At 42.6% G+C, this 16,973-nt stretch carries 14 protein-coding genes; 5 read left to right on the top strand and 9 right to left on the bottom strand.

What is annotated here, in order from left to right:
- Positions 1 to 16: 16 nt before the first annotated feature.
- The 5 genes from HWQ42_RS25390 to HWQ42_RS25410 form a co-directional block, all read right to left on the bottom strand.
- A complete protein-coding gene (locus HWQ42_RS25390) occupies positions 17 to 2,644 on the bottom strand; it encodes a chloride channel protein (protein ID WP_292817001.1) in 2,628 nt (875 codons plus the stop codon).
- 262 nt (positions 2,645 to 2,906) lie between these two features.
- Entirely contained in the window at positions 2,907 to 4,220 is a 1,314-nt protein-coding gene (locus HWQ42_RS25395) for a TldD/PmbA family protein (protein ID WP_292817002.1), read from the bottom strand.
- Positions 4,221 to 4,517: 297 nt separating this feature from the next.
- Positions 4,518 to 5,378: a Tab2/Atab2 family RNA-binding protein gene (locus tag HWQ42_RS25400; protein WP_292817003.1), complete on the bottom strand. Its 861-nt coding sequence runs from the start codon at positions 5,376 to 5,378 to the stop codon at positions 4,518 to 4,520.
- A 245-nt stretch (positions 5,379 to 5,623) separates the two neighbouring features.
- Entirely contained in the window at positions 5,624 to 6,268 is a 645-nt protein-coding gene (locus HWQ42_RS25405) for an HAD family hydrolase (protein WP_292730118.1), read from the bottom strand.
- Between the two features lie 170 nt (positions 6,269 to 6,438).
- A complete protein-coding gene (locus tag HWQ42_RS25410) occupies positions 6,439 to 7,632 on the bottom strand; it encodes an NAD(P)/FAD-dependent oxidoreductase (protein WP_292730115.1) in 1,194 nt (397 codons plus the stop codon).
- Between the two features lie 446 nt (positions 7,633 to 8,078).
- On the opposite strand from HWQ42_RS25410, the gene HWQ42_RS25415 reads away from it, so the two are divergent.
- The 3 genes from HWQ42_RS25415 (at position 8,079) to HWQ42_RS25425 (ending at position 9,852) form a co-directional block, all read left to right on the top strand.
- On the top strand, positions 8,079 to 8,684 hold the full coding sequence (locus HWQ42_RS25415; protein ID WP_104910068.1) for a VWA domain-containing protein: 606 nt from the start codon (positions 8,079 to 8,081) through the stop codon (positions 8,682 to 8,684).
- Positions 8,685 to 8,826: 142 nt separating this feature from the next.
- Positions 8,827 to 9,432 (top strand): VWA domain-containing protein, encoded by a 606-nt coding sequence (locus HWQ42_RS25420; protein ID WP_292730107.1) that lies wholly within the window; start codon positions 8,827 to 8,829, stop codon positions 9,430 to 9,432.
- 27 nt (positions 9,433 to 9,459) lie between these two features.
- The gene (locus HWQ42_RS25425) at positions 9,460 to 9,852 is read left to right on the top strand and encodes a hypothetical protein (protein WP_292817004.1); all 393 of its coding nucleotides are present in this window, start codon (positions 9,460 to 9,462) and stop codon (positions 9,850 to 9,852) included.
- A gap of 211 nt (positions 9,853 to 10,063) precedes the next feature.
- Here the strand turns inward: HWQ42_RS25425 and HWQ42_RS25430 are convergent, their stop codons facing one another.
- Positions 10,064 to 10,405 carry a helix-turn-helix domain-containing protein gene (locus tag HWQ42_RS25430; protein ID WP_292730101.1) on the bottom strand — a complete coding sequence of 114 codons (342 nt, stop codon included), beginning with the start codon at positions 10,403 to 10,405 and terminating at the stop codon, positions 10,064 to 10,066.
- A gap of 364 nt (positions 10,406 to 10,769) precedes the next feature.
- Positions 10,770 to 11,513 (bottom strand): ferritin-like domain-containing protein, encoded by a 744-nt coding sequence (locus tag HWQ42_RS25435; protein WP_292817005.1) that lies wholly within the window; start codon positions 11,511 to 11,513, stop codon positions 10,770 to 10,772.
- Between the two features lie 192 nt (positions 11,514 to 11,705).
- Between HWQ42_RS25435 and HWQ42_RS25440 the strand changes: the two genes are divergently transcribed.
- The gene (locus HWQ42_RS25440) at positions 11,706 to 12,272 is read left to right on the top strand and encodes a thermonuclease family protein (protein ID WP_292817006.1); all 567 of its coding nucleotides are present in this window, start codon (positions 11,706 to 11,708) and stop codon (positions 12,270 to 12,272) included.
- Positions 12,273 to 12,398: 126 nt separating this feature from the next.
- On the opposite strand, the gene HWQ42_RS25445 is transcribed toward HWQ42_RS25440, so the two are convergent.
- On the bottom strand, positions 12,399 to 13,280 hold the full coding sequence (locus HWQ42_RS25445) for a carbohydrate ABC transporter permease (RefSeq protein ID WP_292817007.1): 882 nt from the start codon (positions 13,278 to 13,280) through the stop codon (positions 12,399 to 12,401).
- A gap of 25 nt (positions 13,281 to 13,305) precedes the next feature.
- Between HWQ42_RS25445 and purN the strand changes: the two genes are divergently transcribed.
- The gene (gene purN / locus HWQ42_RS25450) at positions 13,306 to 13,968 is read left to right on the top strand and encodes a phosphoribosylglycinamide formyltransferase (RefSeq protein WP_292817008.1); all 663 of its coding nucleotides are present in this window, start codon (positions 13,306 to 13,308) and stop codon (positions 13,966 to 13,968) included.
- Between the two features lie 42 nt (positions 13,969 to 14,010).
- Here the strand turns inward: purN and HWQ42_RS25455 are convergent, their stop codons facing one another.
- Positions 14,011 to 16,593, bottom strand: coding sequence for a GAF domain-containing protein (locus HWQ42_RS25455; protein WP_292817009.1), 2,583 nt, complete (start codon positions 16,591 to 16,593; stop codon positions 14,011 to 14,013).
- Between the last annotated feature and the right edge of the window lie 380 nt (positions 16,594 to 16,973).

Here is a 16,973-nt window from a genome sequence, read left to right on the forward strand (position 1 = left end):
GCCAATTGATCTGAGTTTATTTATTAATCGCACCCCTAACTAAAATAACTGTACTTTCGACACCCGAAGCGATCGCTTCGGGAATATTACCTTGAATCGCTTGCTGTAGCAATCCCTCGCGGGAAGCTCCCAAAACTACAACGTCGTAACCTTCGGTTTGCACTAGCTTAATCACACCTTCAGCGACTGAATTAGCTTGTATGGGGAGAGCAATTACAGTACTCGACAATTTGCGGCGACGCATCAAATGGCGGATGGCTTGTTCTGAAATTGACATATCTGGCTTGAGTTCAGATGGGTTAAACACCTGTGTCAGGCGAATTTTCGGATCCTTTCCCAATGTAATTAAAGCTGGTAGCAATTTAATTGCCAGTGGTGAATTGGGGCCACCAGCCACTGGGACTAGCCAACTGTTAAATGAGTGCTGAGTGGGGAGTGCTGAGTGGGGAGTAGTGCCTAATTTGACTAATACAACTTCACAGGTGGCTTGGCGAATTATGGTGTCAACAACGCTGCCAAAAATCCGACCAGGGGTAGATGTGTTACCTTTCCATCCCATTAAAATTAGGTCGATGTGTTGTTCGTTGATTGTCTCCAAAATTGCCTGCGCCACATCGTGGGTAACTCGAATCTGCGTGTGCAAGGGAATTTTCCACTTTTTTGCTAAGACTTCTGCCTGTCTTAGCAAGCGGCGACTTTTCGCCGTTCTTACCTGTGTTTCTGATGGGGAACTGTGGCGGGGTATCAGCATCACTTGCACGCAATCTATTTCATAATGGCGATCGCGGGCAATAGCTGCTGCCATCAGTAATAAAACACCTGCTGTTTCGGGATTTGCTACGGGTACTAATAATCTACCTCTACCAATGCTAGGCGATCGCGTTTGGTAAACTATGTATGAAGGTTCTGGTCGCAGTTTCGGTGTCGCATTTTCACCATTGAGATGATCTGCTTCTGCCCGAATAATATCTGCACGGGTAATAATCCCAATCAGTTTTCGTCTATCTACCACCGGTAAGCGACTGATTTGATAGCGATCGAGTAAATATAGTACATTACTGAGGGTGTGAATTGGTGATACTGTCATCGGGACAGATGTCATAATTTCTTTTAAGAAAATATCGGCTAAATTGCGATCGCTAAGTGTGTGGTTTGTAATCTCGCGGATTTTTAACAAGTCTGATTGCGTTACAATCCCCACTAACTTGCTATCTTCTACCACAGGGAAACCGCGATGATGGGAATGAGCAAAAGCTTGCATTGCTTCTTCCAAGCTCATCTCTGCATCTAGAGTTTCTACCCGTTCTTGCATCACATCTTTTGCAGTTAACTTGCTTAATGCTCCTTCCATCGCAACTTCTTTGGTGAGACTAATACCTTTTAACTCCAAAAGTTTCTCATAAAGCGAACCAGGCACTACCTTATCCGCAACCAGGTAAGCTGCAACAGAAACAATCATCAAAGGTAGCACCAGGTTGAAATCTGTAGTCATCTCAAAGACAATCACAATGGCTGTGATTGGCACTTTGGAAACGGCGCTAAAAAATCCACCCATACCTGCTAGGGCGTAAGTCGTAGGAGAACCAACTCCGGTGATATATAACTCAGATACACCGATGATGTGTCCTAAGCAAGAACCCAAAATCAGACTGGGAGCGAATAATCCCCCCGGCGCTCCCGAACCAAATGCAATCAGTGTGAGGATAAACTGGGCCGCAAAGGCGATCGCTGCGACGCTAGGATGGGAACCTCCAGTAATCAATGACTCCCGTAATCCCGTATTATCACGGAAGGATGGAGGGAGCATGGCGACGACAACACCAGAGATAAATCCAGCTAAAGCCACCCGCAACGGTAAGCTGATGTGTAATCTTTGATAAAATTTAATACTAAATATTAAGCCGCGATTAAACAATGCACCAAACAAGCCTGCCAAAATACCTAACAGGATGAAAAAGGGAATTTCTGGGATGGAGAATTGGCTGGAAGATTTTACTAATTGCAAGTTAAGGTCAAGAGAGCCACCACCCAAAAGTCGGGAGATCACGCCACCAATAAAGGAGGCGATAATGGCAGTTCCGAGAGTCAATCCTGATAAATCTTGGAGTAACTCTTCAACGATAAATAATACACCTGCGATCGGGGCATTGAAAGCAGCAGCCAAACCCGCACCCGCACCAGCTGCAATCATCTGCCGTCGATGATCTGGAGAAGTGGGAACCCAACGACTCATTCCTGCTGCCAAACCAGCCCCTACTTGGACAGTAGGGCCTTGCCGTCCCAGAGTCATGCCAGAACCGATGGCGATGATGGCACTGAATAACTTCACACCTGCTACCCGCCAAGATAAATTCACAGGCACATTAGCTAGAGAAGCTTTGACTTGCGGAATACCACTACCAGAAGCCTCTGGTGCTAATCTATCCACCAACCATCCAGCCAGAAATCCCAGAACAAGACCAATTGCAGGTAGTACCAGCCATGCGGGCAAAAGGTGGGTAGTATGCACTCGCCATGTCCCCAGCCATCCCGATCCGACTTTCAGGAAAACCGCAGAGAGGGCAGCAACCAGACCGATAATACAGGCTTCGGCGATCGCTAAACCTCTTCTAGGCTGCCACCAGGTGCGAAAACGCTGATTCATACCAATTTTGGATTTTAGATTTTGGATTTTTTATTACAAATCTTTACTAAAAAGCTGTTCGGTGGAATCTTCAGAGGATCTTTTAAAAGTCGTTAGCAAAATACAGCCGAATTCAGAATTGGCTGCGCTAACAGAATTCAGAAGTAAAACAGGCTTTATACCTGGCTTTGAGACGAATCGTTGTGTACTTCACTAACTTGAAATATTTTTGTATAATTCGTTACTACACAATTCCTGTCTCCAATTACGAATTACGAATTATTTAATTGCTTCTTCCCGTGGTGGATAGCCCTTCTACTATCAGAGACGGAGTATAACAAGAACCATTCCAATCAACATCGTTGCCTAGTGTAACCAATTGCTTTAGGGCTGTGTAAACATTACCTGCAACCATCGTATCCTTAACGCGCCCAATTACTTGACCATTTTGGACGCGGTAGCCTAAATCGATGTTGATCGAAAAATCTCCAGAAATACTGCCGCCACCACCCAACATTTGATCGACAATCAAGCCATCATCTAATTGTTGAATCAAATCTGGCAGCGATGCCGAACCTGGCTGGATGAGAAAATTAAATAAACCAGGAGTGGGATAGCTACCTAAACCAGGGCGAAAACCATTTCCAGTCGTGTTAGTACCCAGTTGGGAGCCGGTGGTGCGATCGCCATAGAAATGCTGTAAAGTTCCATTTTGGATAAATACTAGAGATTGAGTAGGAGTGCCTTCATCATCAAAAGGGCAACTGTAAGGGCCAGCTTCTGGATCTTGGTAAATGGTGAGGCTGGGTGCCACTACTTCCTTACCCAAACGTTCTGCCCAAGGTGAAGCTACTTCTAAAACTCGCTTGCCATTTAAAGCGGCTTGCACAGTACCCCAAAGCATATCGGCGGCTTTAGAAGTGAACAAAATCGGCACACGACCAGTAGGAGGTGAGATATTTTCTCTAGCCCAAATTAACCGTTGTAAAATTTGGTTAGCTAATCTCTCTGGGTCGAGTTCCCCTCGCTTAGTTTGACCATCAGCAACACTTAAAAAATCATCACCGCGTACCCATTCTGCTGATACGTAGCAGCTAAGTGTTGTATCAGTGTAGTGACAATCTAAACCCTTGGTATTGACTAATCTGGTGGTTTCAATATCACATTCCCAATCACCATTGCATACAACATCGGGATAGGCATCACGGATGAGTGCGATCGCTTCTTTGCCCCAGTCCACCAAAACTTCTATCGGTAAACTTTCTCCTAAATCGGGGTAGGAAGGCTGAAAGTTAGAGCCTAATTCTACAGTTTCCGGTTGATTTAGTTGACTTAGAGCCAGAGCTTTTTCCACCATTACTTCGGCTAAGACAGAACCGTAAGCCACCGTCAGTCCCGGACGCCCGTTTCGCCAAAGCCGTAATGCTGTACCTTCAGATTGGTTAGTTTCTAGCTGTTTGAGTCGGTTTGCCTCAAAAAACACTGGGCGAGAAAGCGATCGCGACTGATACACCTCAGCAGCTTCTGCTCCAGATTTTATAGCTAGTTCCAGCAACTGTTCGGCTAGTGTATCTTGTGACAAATTTTCAGAATCCATGACCCTTAGTGAATTGTGGATTTTGAACCGCATATCAACGCTGTCTCTTGAGAAGTGCGATGTCTACGACGGGCTACGCCTACGCACTTTCCAGTGATGAACGCAGATAACTATCCAAAAATCATCAGTGTTTCTTTACAGTTACGATTTGAAACCGCAGATCAACACTGATGGACGCAGTTAATTATCCCAAATCATTGTCATGTCTTAACGGATCTAGTCATTTGTCATTGGTCATTAGTCATTAGTCGTTTGTAAATGCCCAATGCCCAATGCCCCATGACCCATCCCCAATTTTCAAAGATTAACCTCTTGCAACAGCCAAAAACCAGCAAAAGATTCTGCTTTGGGATCGGACTGTACACCGATAAAATGTACTCCATTCGCTTTTTGCTTGGCTTCTTCAAAACCTTTAGCTTCTGCTAAGATTTGAGGTTTTTTAATATTTGCCACAATCCAGCTTTCAGTTACACCAGTTTCTAAAACCAATCTTGCCTCTTCGCTGCTGTCAAATCTTAGAAAAGCTAACTCCAAACCAGACATCCAGCCAGCCAAGGGCAACGCTCTTGATGAGAAAATCAAAATACCAGGAATACGGGCTTCAGGTGAAACTTTCGCCAACTCTAAAGGGAAAGCTTCACCAAAGCCAATCTCCCACTCTGGCATATCAGCAAAATCCGCAGCATCTAAGGTAACAAATACCCACTGCTGTCCTTCCAAAGCATCTGGTAAACGTTGCGGCAAAGGTTTCTCCAAGCGGACAGAGGGATTAGTCCCCCCTTGATACCCTGCTTCTTGAGGATACACTTCTTCCATCCGCTGTTCTAACCATTGGTTAAGAACCAAAGTGCGGCGGCTAGGCTGGGCGGGAATGCCCAAATCTTGGCAGGCTTTAGTAATCATATTGTTCATTTGGCGGCGGAAAAAGCGGATTTTAATTGGTGCTTTTCCAGCTTGGTCAATAGCCTCCTGCAATGCTGTCCGCAACCAGCCCGAATTTACCTGGGTACTGGGACAATATTGAGCATAGCGAAACAAAGAGTCTACTTTTGCGCCAACATCCAAGGGGCTTTCGCAGACTAAGACTTCCCAAACTTTTTTTTGATTAGCGTCCAAAATCGGACGAGAGTAAAAATCGATTTCCCAAATACTGCCCATGTTATGCGGTAAAAATCTGGCTGTTATGTTTTCCTGATATGTTGATCATACGAGTGTTGGGGCAGCATTAAGCATTGAGAATGGGGCATGGGGCATTGGAAATTGGGAATTGGGATGAACGGAGTTCTGAGGAGGAACAAAACCCAACATTTAATCCTTGTTCATGTTGGGTTTAACCCTGTTAGTTTTATAATCGGCGTGAACTGAAACCATTATTTTCCCGAAGGTTTATGAAAGTTTGCGATCTAGTCACGATTGATCCAAACGCCTCTGAGTCCGGCTGCCTTAGCTGCATAATAGTCTTCTACAATGCTATCGCCGATATGCCATGCCGCCTCTGGGGAACATTTATGTTTGTCTAAGGCAATGGCAAAAATTTGCGGGTCGGGTTTAGCTGCACGTACCTGGGTAGAAATGGTGACGGAGGTAAAAAACTCTCTCAATCCCAAACTTTGCAATACTGAGTAAATCCGAGAATCAAAATTGGACAGCACTCCCAAAGTAACTCCCAACCGCCGCCAGTTGATTAAAGCTGGCAAGACATCGGGATAGACAAACCACGGTTCGCCAGTGCCAAAGTGAATGTAAAGTTCGCTAAAAAAAGCCGAAAAGTCAGAAAATTCCTTAAGAACACCTGCACTTTCAAAAGTGTTCAGGGCAATTATCCGCCACCAATCAAACTCGCGCTGGGGAATATCTTGCAGTTCTGCATCTGGAAATATCGGTGGCGGCGCAGCTTTAAAGCTTTTGATGAAGGCTGTATTCAATGTTTCGGCTGAAACTGTAACGTCAAATTCCTGGGCTATCTGACTATAAACTTTGCCCACACCACCTTTGACATCGAAGAGTGTACCCACAGCATCTAAAAAAATAACTTTCGGTTGTTCCATCAAACTTTGAAAATTTTGAATGTTGAATTTTAGATTTTGGCTTGTTAAGAGCTTCTGTGGGTAGAGTCTAGCATCTGCTAAGTAGATTGGCGGAAATAAAACAAATCATCGTAAACATCTTGGTTTTTACCAATGCCCAATTCCCAATTCCCAATGCCCAACTTTGAAAGTTATCGAGAAAGTATTTCTATAATCGGACGGACTAGCCAATTAAAACCAACTTTCAGCTGATGGTCTAAAGTTGGCAATCTATATAAATAAGCAGCACGACGAGCGACGTATGCCAAGGGGCCATCTAGTTTAATTCCCAAACCAGTGAGAGTGGCGTTGTCTATTCCTAGTGCCATCATTTCTCCTAACTGTTGGTAGTGGAAGGGAAGGAGGGGGCGATTAGTCAGAGTTGCCCAGATATTCCAAGCAGTATAATCAGCTTGTTGAAAAGCTGCTTGTGCAGTAGCGGGGACTTGCTGTCCTTCAGCATCATGACAGTCTGCTAAATCTCCCAAGGCAAAGATTTCTGGATGGTCGAGGACTTGCAGATTGGATGTAGTGGTGATTTGACCACGCTGATTTTGCTTGAGAGCAAGAGATTTAACTACAGGTGCAACCCTAGTTCCTACAGTCCAAATTACCAAATCCACAGGAATCGTATCTAACTGGTTTTTGTACTCTAGGGAAATGCTATTTTGTTCGATTGATTCTACTTTGGTTTCTAAGTCAAGAAATACACCACGGGCATCTATAGCTTTCTTTGCTGCTTCCCGATTAAACTCTGGGGAAGTTCGCAAAATTTGGTCGGCAATTTCAACGATCCGAAAGCGTCCTCTTTCGCCTAGTCTGTCGGCTAATTTACAGGCTAACTCTACACCGCTGTAGCCAGCCCCAACGATCGCTACCCGAATTTTATCAGCATCCGATTCTTCTAAAAATCGCAGGCGTTCTTCTAAACGATAGGCATCAGAGATTGTGCGGAATGTGTAGGCATAGGCTGCTGCACCAGGGACTAAATCTAGAGGTGTCTCACCTCCTAGCGCCAGCACTAATCGATCGTAAGGGATTTCCGGGCCTTCTTGGATATTTACCCGTTGCTGGTCGATGTCAATTCCAGACACAACCCCTTGATAAAAACGCACCCCTGTTCCTTGTAAAAGTTCTTCAAAGGGTGGGGCAATTTCCCAGGTTTGCAGTTCGCCAGTGAGTAATTCGTAAAGTAAAGGAGAGAATAGGAAGCGATCGCTTTGATCTACCAGAACAATTTCTGGTTTTTGCGTAGATTCCCAAGGTAATTGGCTTAACCGTAAGGCTGTGTAGAGACCACCAAAGCCTCCGCCAAGGATACAAATTCTAGAAGTTTGTTCAGTCATCTATTCTATGCTATGCAACAATCAATATTAATTAGGCAACTAACTTCAGGGTAACTGAAAGTTTAGGGTTCAAAACCCTCCATTTGGATGAAGGGTTTTGGCATCAGGTCACGGGAATCACTTTACACAATTCTTGAAACAGTAGGTTAAGGTTCGGGAATAACTCTCTGGGGATTCTCATTAGTAATATTTGTCGTGAAAACCAGTTCATCTATTTCCTAAAACACATCAGCTTCTACTTGCAAAAAAAAATCATAGTCTGACTTGCCAATTAATTCTTCTCGGCTGTGACCGACGAAATCACAGTAGCGATGTTGCCAACGCATTCATCAACGGTGATGCGGCTTTTTTGAGTAGCATAATTGATACGAAACCTTAAAGTACTTACGGTATCGTCAAATTCGTAGATTAGACTAGAACCACAGGGTAACAATCAAAGGAAGATTATGATGAGCGATCGCGACTATACACTAATCATTGACAAAAGCGGTAGTATGTCCACACCCGATCAAGTGGGTGGTAGAAGTAGATGGGAAATCGCTCAAGAGTCTACTCTCGCTTTGGCCAGAAAAGCCGAACAGTTTGACCCCGATGGCATCACCGTTTACGTGTTTTCTGGGAGATTTAAACGCTACGATGATGTCACTTCAGCCAAAGTCGCCCAGATATTTCTCGAAAATGACCCTTCTGGCACAACAAACTTAGCAGGTGTACTCCAGGATGCCCTCAATAACTACTTTCAACGCAAAGCAGCCGGTAAAACCAAGCCAAACGGAGAGACAATTTTAGTCATCACCGATGGTGAACCAGACGATCGCAAGGCTGTATTTGAAGTGATCATTCATGCTACTCGCCAGATGGAACGTGATGAAGAATTAGGAATTTCGATTATTCAAGTAGGTTCAGATGCCCAAGCAACTAAGTTCCTCAAAGCTTTGGATGACCAGTTACAAAGTGTTGGCGCTAAATTTGATATTTGCGATACCGTCACTTTAGACGACTTAGAAGAAATGAGTCTTGTAGATGTATTGACGAACGCAATAACTGATTAATACAGCAGGATTCAGGAGTAAAACACGCTTTATACTTGGGTAACAGACTTCTCTTGTATACCTCACCAACTTTAAATCTGCTGTATGTTTAGCGATCGCCCATAGTTCAGTAACTGTTAATTCTAGATTGGAGAATTGAATAATGCTAGAAAATCGTGACTATACCTTGATTATTGACAAAAGCGGTAGCATGGCAACCCAAGATCAAAAGGGTGGTAGAACTAGATGGCTTGCAGCCCAGGAATCTACTTTAGCTTTAGCTAGTAAGTGTGAGCAATTTGACCCAGATGGCATCACTATCTATGTCTTTTCTGGTAAATTTAAACGATACGAAAACGTCACATCCAGCAAGGTATCACAAATTTTTCGAGAGAACGATCCCTCTGGTACAACAGACTTGGCAAGTGTGTTAAAACATGCAACTGATGATTACCTTCAACGCAAAGCAGCCGGTCAAACCAAGCCAAATGGTGAAACAATTTTAGTAGTTACTGATGGTGAGCCGGACGATCGCAAAGCAGTAATGAGGGTAATTATTGAAGCCTCTCGTCGCATCGATCGAGATGAAGAATTAGCTATTTCTTTTATTCAAGTTGGTACAGATCAACAAGCTACCCGCTTTCTGAAAGTCTTAGATGATGAACTCCAAAGTGCTGGTGCTAAGTTTGATATCTGTGACACCATTACTATGGAAGATATGGAAGATTTGAGTCTATCGGAAGTGCTACTCAATGCTATTAATGACTAGCTATATTATTTATTAGGAATTGCAAAAATGGATTCCATTGATAAGCTATTAGCTGAACTCCAAACTGAATGTAAAGAAATACAACCACAACAGCAGTCAAAATCAGCCACAGCCAAATCGTTTATGCCATCATCGCCAAAGTCGGCATCTTTTATGGATAAGCTTTTGGCAGATGTTAAAGCTGATTTTGCCGAAGAGGATGCTGCTATTGAATTAAAAAGACAGCAAGAACTAGAACAGGAACGAATTCAACAAGAAAAAATCAAAGCCAAACAAATAGAAGGTTTAAAAGTGCAGGCGAAAGAATGGTTAGCCAAAGTAGATCCACTTTCGTCTGAAGGACTTTGGTTTGAAAGGTTTGCTGAAAGTTACCCTTCAAAATTAGAGGCAGCGATTGAATATTTAAGAAGCAATGAATGAATTCAAAACTCAATATCTGGCTCATGAATCTGCTTGCTTGAATTGAAAATTAGCAATTATTATTTAAGTTAAGTAAGCGCCAATAATTAAAAGATAGTGTAGAGTGTGTTACCGCGTTAGCGTAACGCACCGAAACCTCAATTTTGACACTACGCAAGCCGTAACGCGACAGTTGTCATTAACAATTAGCAATTATTATTTATAATCAATATTAATGATGACTTGTTTGAGCTAAATGTTGCACAGCCCATTCGTGCATAGCATAGAGAATTGGTTGCAAAGTTTCTCCTAAAGGTGTCAGTGAATATTCTACCTTGGGTGGAATCTGGGGATAAACTTCTCGATGAATAATTCCATCTTCCTCCATTTCTCTGAGTTGCTGGGTTAACATCTTTTGCGTAACTCCAGGTAAAGCTCGTTGCAACTCACCAAAGCGTTTGACACCTGTCATTAATTCTCTAATAATCAAAACTTTCCAGCGTCCGCCAATCACTTTTAGGGTAGTTTCTACTTCACAAGTCAGCCTGAAATGGTTTTCTGCTTCAGCTTTCATAGTTTTTTTTGTAGGAATAACCCGGCTCAGGTTTGCTGGATATACCGCTAGTTATCTGTTACTGGTTCATAACTAGTGTAGCAGCTGCGGGAATATGACAATACAGTAGATACTTGCTGTCTTTTGCTGTCCACTGAACGCGGATGTTTGATTGTTACTGTTACAGAAGCAATCAAAGTGCGATCGCTTGTTTTATAATTAGAGAGGATGTCTAAGAAGCTTGAGATAATGAGTTCCAATCTCTACCAAAATATGTCGATAAACTAGTAGTATACAGCAACAAAAATCTCAGGTAAAGAAACCCCTGGCTAACGAAAGTTTGAGCCAAGGGTAGTTCATCATTAGTTACTCAAGATATCTATAATTACGTAGCTATCAACTCAGAATCGATTTCCGACGGCGCACTATCTTGGACTAGCGATCGCGTTTCGCCATTACGCTGGAGGATACCGCCAACCATTGCCAATAAGGCGTTCACCTTGCGGGTTCGCCACATATCAACAAGGTTTTGCACTTCAGTTGCAGACATCCGGCGCATCATCGCTTCGTAGAGATAAGCAGCATGTCCAGTTTCGTCTTGGGCAATACTTAGCATTCCTAACTTCAAGTTACGAGCGGTTGGCTCGTTATCAGGTAATACTTTTGCCATTCGGGCAAAGTCTTTGCTAGCATCTAACTCCAGAATGTATGTGCTAGCCATAAACACATCCCAGTCAATTACAGCTGGTTTTAGCTGTTCTTGAGTGTAACCTTCAAAGAATGCTGCGAAAAAAGGACTACGTTGTTGTGATTTTTTTGTCGATGTAGTTGGGGGTTGACGCTTGAAATCTATAACTTGTTTATTCAGCTGTTGTAAGGCGTGGGCAAAAATTTGACCATGCTTAGTTTCATCTGATGCATGTTTTGCTAGTTTTTCGGCTAGCCATGTATCGCCTTCTGCTGCGGCGCGATCGCTAAGTGCAGATAAAAATGGCACAGAGCCAGATTCCGCCAACTGAAACCCCGCAAGGATGTTGGGGCGAGTTTTAGAATCACGAATTTGAGCAGCAGAGTAATAGGCAAAGACACTTGAACCAGCTAGATGCAGAAGGTTAGTCAAGAAGTTCATCAGAAATTCCCGCTGACAATTGGAAGGTTACAATTCTTATACTAATCTGCATTTTCTATTCGTTGCCGCCAGAGGTTCTTATCATTTTGAATTTTGAATTTTGAATTGCCTGTAGCAGTATGTTAACGGTTAACAAATATATCTTTGCATTTTGTTAGTATCATCCCACAGAGGTAATGCAGGTAAGTTTGGATGGAGAAATTAACTAAACCAGTGCGATTTTGGCTTTGTGCAACTATCATAATTTTGGGTTTGATGGGCTGCGATCGCTTTATCGGTACTTCTGGAGAACCGGTTGAGCGAGTCAGTGATGGCGATACTTTAGTAGTGAAAGACACCAACGGCAAAAATCTTACAGTCCGCTTTGCTTGTGTAGATGCACCAGAAATAGCTCATACTAACAAAGAAAAGCAGAGTAAACGCATTAGCGATCGCAATCAATTTACTTGGGGTGTAAAAGCCCAAGAACGGGTGCAACAACTCGTACAACAAGGAGGCGATCGCGTGACTTTGAATATTACCGATAGCGATCGTTATGGGCGTAAAATTGCCGAAGTCCGTTTAAAAAATGGCACTTTTGTACAACAGGTATTGTTGCAAGAAGGTCTAGCAAAAGTCTATCGCCCTTATTTAAACAAGTGTCCTAGTAAAGATTTAGTTCAACAAGCCGAAGCTAAGGCTAAGGAGCAACGGCTCGGCGTTTGGAGCGATACTAAATTTATAAATCCTTGGGAATATCGCAGCTTATATAAAAAGTAAAAACTCTAGCTGTTTCTAATTCAATTCAATAGACTAAATTTTTTGGCATTGCACATTTGCGGTATTATCAGCAACTTCCAAAATCCCCCCAGCCCCCAGCCCCCAGCCCCCAGCCCCCAGCCTCCCCTACTCCTCTCCCCAAGTTTGCAGTTGCAAATAAACTAGTACCAGCGCCACTGCTAATAATACAGTCGCTCCTGCTGCTGCATAACCAAAATCAAACTGACCAAAAGCCTCTTGATAAATGTAGTAAACCAGCAGATTAGTAGAATTCAGTGGGCCACCACCAGTCATTACAAAAACTTGCTCAAAACTCCGCAATGTAAAAATTGCGGTAGTAATGACTGCAAATATCACAGTCAGGCGCAATCCGGGCAAAGTAATATACCAAAATTGTTGCCAAGCATTCGCTCCATCTAAGTCTGCTGCTTCATAACGACTGGAAGGAATTGCTTGCAACCCTGCTAAAAAAACTACCATATTGAAACCGAGTTGTTTCCAAATACTCATTAAAATAATTACTGGCATTGCCCAAAATGTATCTCCTAGCCAGGGGATTTCTGAAATCCCAAAAAAATTTAAAAGTCCGTTAACTGGCCCTGATGTTTGAAACAGCCAGCGAAATCCCAAACCGGCTGCTACAAGTGAAATAATTGAAGGTAGAAAATAAGCACTCCGCAGGATACCCCGCAAGGGAATGGAACGGTTTAATAGTACTGCTAATCCCAATGAGATAACTAAACTGGGAATGATGGTGGCAACAGTAAAATAAAAGGTGTTACCCAGCACTTGCCAGAAATCGGGGTCGAGTAGCAAGCGCCAATAGTTTTTTAAGCCTATCCAATAAATACCTTTTAAGCTGAAACTACCAGCAGTGAAACTGAGATAGAACAAATAGACGATTGGCCAAATGATAAAAATACCCAGCAAAATTAATGCTGGTGCGAGAAAAATCCACGCGGCTACTGTATCATTATCCAACCACGACTTAGTATATATTTTTGGCATCTATAAATTAACCCTCTTAGCTGTTATGACTCTTTGCCTTGATTCTACCCTGAGCTTAATTTCTCCCAACATTAGCGATGATTACCAACAATTCGCTCCTTTAAAACTAGGAATTATGGCTTCTGGGAATGGCAGCAATTTTGATGTAGTTGCCCAAGCTATCCAAGATGGACGGCTAAATGCCCAAATTCAAGTTTTAATTTACAATAATCCCTCGGCGAAAGCAGCCGTCAGAGCAGCTAATAGAGGTGTAGAAACTGTCTTATTAAATCACCGCAACTATCAAAACCGAGAAGAGTTTGATCGTAAAATTGTGCAGACATTACAGCACTACGATGTAGAATGGGTAATTTTGGCAGGGTGGATGCGACTATTAACGTCAGTTTTCATTGATGCCTTCCCTGAGAAGATTATTAATATCCATCCTAGTTTGTTACCTAGTTTCAAGGGAATCCATGCTGTAGAACAAGCCTTGGCATCTGGGGTAAAAATTACTGGTTGTACAGTACATATAGCTTGCTTAGAAATGGATAGCGGCCCAATATTAATGCAAGCCGCAGTACCAGTACTGCCGGATGATACAGCAGAAACACTCCACGCCAGGATTCAAATTCAGGAACATCGAATTTTACCATTAGCGATCGCTCTGGCAGCTTCTTCGTCAAAAATTACACTAAGCGTAACGTAAAAATACATATATCAATTAGGGGCGTACATTTGCGCGCTCCTACTATTCATCAGAGTTAGCTTCAGCAGTTTGATACGCTTGTAGGAGCCTAGCATGATCGAGAGTAAATCCTACTTGCATCGCTATCTGGGCAAATAAATCAATCTCAGATTGTTGCCAATCACGGGGTTCAGAACATTGGTGTGCAATTAACAACCCAAATAGCTGCTCATCTTTGATAATTGGTGCGACTAAATTTGCTTTCACACCAAAAGATTCGAGCAGGTTAATGTGACAATCAGCCAAACTAGACTCATAAATGTTGTTGATTGCGACAACGCGACCAGATTGGTACTTTTCTACATAGCCTTGAGTGAAACAAGGGTCGTGAATTTTAGACCGTAAAACTTTGGGATAACCTGGAAGCACTGATTCAGCAATGATAATTCCGAACCAATTAGCGTAAAAGCTATAAACCAGCACTCGGTCAGTACTCAGTGCTTTACGAACCTCTTCCACAGTAGTTTTGATGATATCCTCTTCCTTGAGGGATTGGCGAATGCTGCGGATAATATCCACTAATAACTGACTTCGCATCCTTTCAGCTTCGATTCTTTGCAGGAGTCTTGCATGGTCGAGAGCAAATCCTACTTGCATCGCCATCTGTCCAAATAAATCAATCTCAGCTTGTTGCCAATCACGGGGTCTGGAGCATTGATGTGCAATTAACAAGCCAAATAGCTCTTTATCTTTAATAATAGGGGCGACCAGATTTGCTTTCACACCAAAGGATTCGAGCAAGTTAATATGGCAGTCAGCCAAACCAGCTTCATAAATGTTGTTAATTGCGAGAACGCGACCAGACTGATACTCTTCTACATAGCCTTGACCGAAACATGGGTCTTGGATTTCAGCTCGCAAAACTTTTGGGTAGGTGAGAACAACTGATTCAGCAATCACTGTTCCAGACCAATTAGCATCAAAGCTATAAACCATCACTCGGTCGGTACTCAGAGCTTTGCGAACCTCTTCTACAGTGGTTTTGAGGACATCCTCTTCGTTGAGCGATTGGCGAATGATGCCGATAGTATCTGCTAACAACTGACTTTGCACACCCTCTGCCTCTATTCGTTGCAGCAGTCTTGCATGGTCGAGAGCAAACCCGACTTGCATGGCTATCTGAGCAAATAAATCAATCTCAGATTGTTGCCAATCACGGGGTCTGGAACATTGATGTGCAATTAATAAGCCAAATAATTGTTCATCTTTGAGAATGGGGGCGACCAGATTTGCTTTGACAGCAAAGGATTCGAGCAGGCTAATGTGACAATCAGCCAAACCTGCTTCATAAATGTTGTTTGTGGCTACAACGCGACCAGACTGATACTTTTCTACATAACCCTGACCGAAACAGATGTCTTGAATTTCAGACCGCAAAACTTTGGGATAACCTGGAACCACTGATTCGGCAATTATAATTCCAGACCAATTAGGGTAAAAGCTATAAACCAGTACTCGGTCAGTACTCAATGCTTTACGAACCTCTTCCACCGTCGTTTTGAGGACATCTTCTTCGTTGAGCGATTGGCGAATGCTGCGGGTAATTTCGATAAATACCTGAGCTTTATCTGCTTTGGTATCTACTTGTTGTAGAAGGTTGGCGTAGTCAAGGGCAAATCCTACTTGCATGGCTATCTGAGAGAACAAATCAATCTCAGATTGTTGCCAAAAGCGAAGTCTAGAACATTGATGTGCAATCAATAAACCGAATAGCCGTTTGCCTTTGAGAATAGGCACTACTAAACTAGATTTGACAGCAAATTGCTCCAACAACTCAATATCACCATCACTGAGATTGGCTTGATGGATATTATCAATAGCATGGATGCTACCATTTTGATATTTTTCTATATACCCTGCCTCAAATCCAGGCTCAGAGACTGTAAACCCTAATATTTTTGGTAAACCGGGTGCTACTGATTCGGCGATAAAGGTTCCATTATAGTTGGAATCAAAGCAAAAGATGGTGACGCGATCGATGCTTAAAGCTTTACGAATTTCTTCTGAGGTAGTTTTGAGAACATCTTCTTCATTGAATGATTCTCGAACCCAACGGGTAATTTTGATTAATATTTGGGAGTAATCAGCTTCGGCTTCTTTCTCCTCTACCAAAACCGAAAGCAGGTCTGTGAATGAGGTGATGTTTTTCTCTAACATCACTAATTCATCTTGGCTAGCGATGAAGACTTGAGTAAACTCACTGTCTGGACGTAGCCTCTTTTTAATATTATTAGAAATTGCAGCAACGTTGCTGACTCGACTCATAACTCGATTCGTCACAAAAACAGCGATCGCACCTGCTAAAATTGCTGTCACTCCCATACCAGTTAACAAGAGTGACAATTGTCTTTGTAGAGCAACTTCAGTTTCTGTTGAACTTATTGCACTCTCAAGTCCTACTTGCGGAATTTGTGTGTTAATTAAATTAATGCCATATTTATAAGTAGCTGTTCCAATTGCAACCACAGGAAGGACACTTATACTTAGTGCCCAAACTATTGCTTTAGTTTTTAAACTCCATTGTTTTTGCCAGAGTCTCTGTTGACGATTTCGTCTTGTTTGGTTTTGAGAAAAAGACTGACTCATAAATGAAACCTGGATTGGTACAATTGAGAATCAAGTAAATAACCTCACCATCAAATTCTACACAAAACTTATTAAATAAGGACTGGCTTTTGGGAGTATTTTGAGGCACTAATCTTCTACGTTATCTCCCATAGGGCTTTGGTTGCCTTTCACCTCAAAAAAATTGGGTCTGATTAACAGGCTTGTTAACAATCAAATGGCGATCGCTTGCTTGGAATGTCTTATTTTCTCATTAGGAGTTGTGGTTTTTTGGCAAGGCAGCCAAACAATCTTTATTTTTTAACAAGGTTTTACAGACTTGTTTTCACAGTTACCCTTACCCGTAATATCATGTTCGGATAATCACTTATGATAAAAGTAGGGATGAAAACGATGAACTA

This window comes from Nostoc sp. JL23 (assembly GCF_017115065.1).
Classification (GTDB): domain Bacteria; phylum Cyanobacteriota; class Cyanobacteriia; order Cyanobacteriales; family Nostocaceae; genus Nostoc; species Nostoc punctiforme_A.

Bases quoted from the DNA above. Each gene is read 5' to 3' on its own strand.
- HWQ42_RS25425 (WP_292817004.1), top strand. From the start codon at position 9,460: ATGGATTCCATTGATAAGCTATTAGCTGAACTCCAAACTGAATGTAAA.
- purN (WP_292817008.1), top strand. From the start codon at position 13,306: ATGACTCTTTGCCTTGATTCTACCCTGAGCTTAATTTCTCCCAACATT.
- HWQ42_RS25420 (WP_292730107.1), top strand. From the start codon at position 8,827: ATGCTAGAAAATCGTGACTATACCTTGATTATTGACAAAAGCGGTAGC.
- HWQ42_RS25395 (WP_292817002.1), bottom strand. From the start codon at position 4,220: ATGGATTCTGAAAATTTGTCACAAGATACACTAGCCGAACAGTTGCTG.
- HWQ42_RS25410 (WP_292730115.1), bottom strand. From the start codon at position 7,632: ATGACTGAACAAACTTCTAGAATTTGTATCCTTGGCGGAGGCTTTGGT.
- HWQ42_RS25405 (WP_292730118.1), bottom strand. From the start codon at position 6,268: ATGGAACAACCGAAAGTTATTTTTTTAGATGCTGTGGGTACACTCTTC.
- HWQ42_RS25455 (WP_292817009.1), bottom strand. From the start codon at position 16,593: ATGAGTCAGTCTTTTTCTCAAAACCAAACAAGACGAAATCGTCAACAG.
- HWQ42_RS25400 (WP_292817003.1), bottom strand. From the start codon at position 5,378: ATGGGCAGTATTTGGGAAATCGATTTTTACTCTCGTCCGATTTTGGAC.
- HWQ42_RS25430 (WP_292730101.1), bottom strand. From the start codon at position 10,405: ATGAAAGCTGAAGCAGAAAACCATTTCAGGCTGACTTGTGAAGTAGAA.
- HWQ42_RS25415 (WP_104910068.1), top strand. From the start codon at position 8,079: ATGATGAGCGATCGCGACTATACACTAATCATTGACAAAAGCGGTAGT.
- HWQ42_RS25435 (WP_292817005.1), bottom strand. From the start codon at position 11,513: ATGAACTTCTTGACTAACCTTCTGCATCTAGCTGGTTCAAGTGTCTTT.
- HWQ42_RS25445 (WP_292817007.1), bottom strand. From the start codon at position 13,280: ATGCCAAAAATATATACTAAGTCGTGGTTGGATAATGATACAGTAGCC.
- HWQ42_RS25390 (WP_292817001.1), bottom strand. From the start codon at position 2,644: ATGAATCAGCGTTTTCGCACCTGGTGGCAGCCTAGAAGAGGTTTAGCG.
- HWQ42_RS25440 (WP_292817006.1), top strand. From the start codon at position 11,706: ATGGAGAAATTAACTAAACCAGTGCGATTTTGGCTTTGTGCAACTATC.